Below are 2,720 nucleotides of genomic sequence, written 5' to 3'. Positions count from 1 at the left end.
TCGTCGACCTCTTCACCCCAGCCGAATGCGCCAACTACTTCAAAGCCGCAGGATATGAACCGGATTAAACAGGACGTGCTCTAGGCTTTCAGCCAGGACCATTTCGTTCCCTTGGCAGCAGAGTCTGTGCGACCTCGTAAGGAAGGGTGCGTAACATGTCGTCGCCACAAAACCGCCGACAACCAGGCAGCTTTGATGTTGATCGGCGGGCGTTCCGCAACGCGAGTTCCAAACAAGTCCGCGGCCTTTTGAGAGCCTTGCATCGTAAGGATTTTCTCGCGCCTGGGATCGATCGATCATACCAACTGCTCGGTTCCTGCAATTTCGGGCTAAGTCTTTCATGGCGTCGAGAAGTGGTTTGCTCTTCTCCTGCCGCACGGCATGCCGCTCGTCAGCGCGCTCGATCTCGAACAGCGCGTCGAGGCGCCTGACCGGATCCAACGCGATTGGGGAGATCGGTTTGCCGTCGTCGCATTCGGGGCCTTCTTCGATGTCGGCCAGTTCGAAGAAGCCCCGCCGCGCATGCGCCTTATTTTGTGCAACAGACAAGGCACTTGTGCCGATGCTTTTAGTAACTGGCAGCAGCCGGCCCCGCGCCGATTGCCAGCGAAGCGCTGAGACGGATCGCGGAATCTACGGATGAAATCTGTGGCCGGAAGAAAGCAACGACGTAACCATTCAACACAGGGCGTTGGGCCACCGGAACGGCTCATCGCGTTCTAATAATATGCTAAATTAATTTAGCCAATCACGTCTGGTTAGTTAAATACAATTAAATTTTCGATGTCAATCGGCACGATAATTTAACTTGACCTCTCACTCTTCATATATAAAAGCAACCCCCGCAGCGGTATGTATTGCGGAATCATATCGTCGGTTACACAATTTATTACGGAGAGACGTTATGAATCATATACTGCGAGAAGCCGATGATGTTTACAGCGCTTTTGGAGACCATTGGGCTGATGTATATGACGAATACGCTGATACACACAACTTCCCCGTAGAGAACGCGAAGGCTGTGGCATTCCTGGCGGAACTCGTCAGAGACGGTACTGCACTTGAACTGGGATGCGGAAACGGACACATCGCGTTACCGCTGGCTGAAGCAGGACCGCAAGTCCATGGTCTCGACAACTCAGCTCGTATGCTGGATTTACTAGAAGAAAAGAATCATCAGCGTCTGGTACAAACTCACCACGGTGATATGGCTAACTTTGATTTAGATAGGCAATTTGATCTTGTGTATTGCATAAACAACTCATTCGCACATTTGCTGTTTGTAGACAGGCAATTGGCCTGCCTGCATTCAGTTATGCGCGCAGTTCGTGACGATGGTAGATTCGTTCTACATCTTAATATGCCAAATACGACCGATTTCGTGGGTTCTGGTGTGTACGGAAACCAACGTACGACTGTGGTTTACGTAGACGAACATCGCGCTATCGTTCGATTTACAAGACATGATCAGAATAATCAGATGTATGTTATGCAAGATCTTTGGATGAATCGCGGTGAGGTGCGCACCCTGCCTAGCAAGCTTAGATACGTCTATCCATCTGAACTGGAACTTCTTACTCGGATCGTGGGGTTAGAACTAGTTGAGCGTTGGGAGGATTGGGAGCGACGGCCATTTGACACGTCATCTGTGAGGCATATGTCGGTCTATCGAAAACGTAGACCGAGTTAGCTTTTATTTTTGTGCCGGCCAATACAGATCATGGGGCACATCCACATATCCAAATGCTCACGCATGGTTAGTGGCACCGATTTTTGTTGCGGATAGAAGACGCCCCCCCACAATACTCTGGCTCGAGAAACGAGACTGTTCGAAAGTGGAGTTTTCCGCAGTAATGTCCCCTGATGGGAGGAGCGGAAGACGAGGAAGGCATAGAACTCTTGGAACGGGCAGAATGTGTATTCTTCGGCGTCACGGTGAACTGCGGCAGGTGAGCGCGGTCCTCCAAGCTGAGTCGCCTCTGCTCAACGAGCAACGAGCTGCAAGATGGCGGTGGCGGTGAACCCTGGTGATCGACGCGATCTGGAACAACGTGTCGCCGCCGGCCGGTTGCGGATGGAGCACGTGCGTTACACCCAAGCCGGCGGTCGCGGCGCAGCGTCATGGTAGACGCCGAGGGCGATTCCCGGAACTCCATAGCGCTGCATCTCCCCACGTCCGCAGTGCCGGGTCGACAGGATAAGACGGGAATAGAGGGTGGGTCGTAGTCGTTCAACTTCATTGCAGCTATTCGTCATTTGCGTAATGCGTGAACTGAATTCCAGCGACCTCCCGTCCGGAAGGAGAGGTGACTAAATGCTTTACGGAAAGGATGGCGTTGGCCATCGCCGTTCAGGCACTGCGAGAAGTTTAGCTGTGCAGGTCTTCCCAAGTCGAAAACCGCAAGATCACTCTCCCCAGACTTCTCGGAAGACACGCAGCCAGTTCAACCCAAGTATCTTGCGGACATCGTCTTCCTTGAAACCTCGACGGAGCAGCCCCTCTGTCATTCCTAGGAACAATTCGGGCGTTTCAATTTCTGGCGGATTGTAGTGGGGCGGGCGTGGGTAGGCCTCCGCGTTCCAAGATCCTCCGCTGATAGCCTGCTCCCACTGGCTGATCACTGTGTCGAGGTCCGAGAACGGAAGAGTTCCCCACCAGTAATCCAGCCCAAGGCCGACATGGTCGATGCCAATAAGCGAGACGAAATGGTCGATATGCG

The 2,720-nt window shown here is 52.8% G+C and carries 1 protein-coding gene and 2 pseudogenes; 1 reads left to right on the top strand and 2 read right to left on the bottom strand.

The window, feature by feature from the left end; translation table 11 throughout:
- Positions 1 to 39: 39 nt before the first annotated feature.
- Positions 40 to 528, bottom strand: a pseudogene (locus NKH21_RS32590) (IS66 family transposase); the annotation flags it as partial.
- A gap of 376 nt (positions 529 to 904) precedes the next feature.
- On the opposite strand from NKH21_RS32590, the gene NKH21_RS32585 reads away from it, so the two are divergent.
- Positions 905 to 1,690, top strand: coding sequence for a class I SAM-dependent DNA methyltransferase (locus NKH21_RS32585; RefSeq protein ID WP_352869999.1), 786 nt, complete (start codon positions 905 to 907; stop codon positions 1,688 to 1,690).
- 716 nt (positions 1,691 to 2,406) lie between these two features.
- Here the strand turns inward: NKH21_RS32585 and NKH21_RS32580 are convergent.
- Positions 2,407 to 2,720 (bottom strand): annotated as a pseudogene (locus NKH21_RS32580) (dipeptidase); the annotation flags it as partial.

The organism is Mesorhizobium sp. M1329 (genome assembly GCF_040318035.1).
Taxonomy (GTDB): Bacteria; Pseudomonadota; Alphaproteobacteria; order Rhizobiales; family Rhizobiaceae; genus Mesorhizobium.
This window is presented reverse-complemented; position numbering and strand designations above follow the sequence as displayed.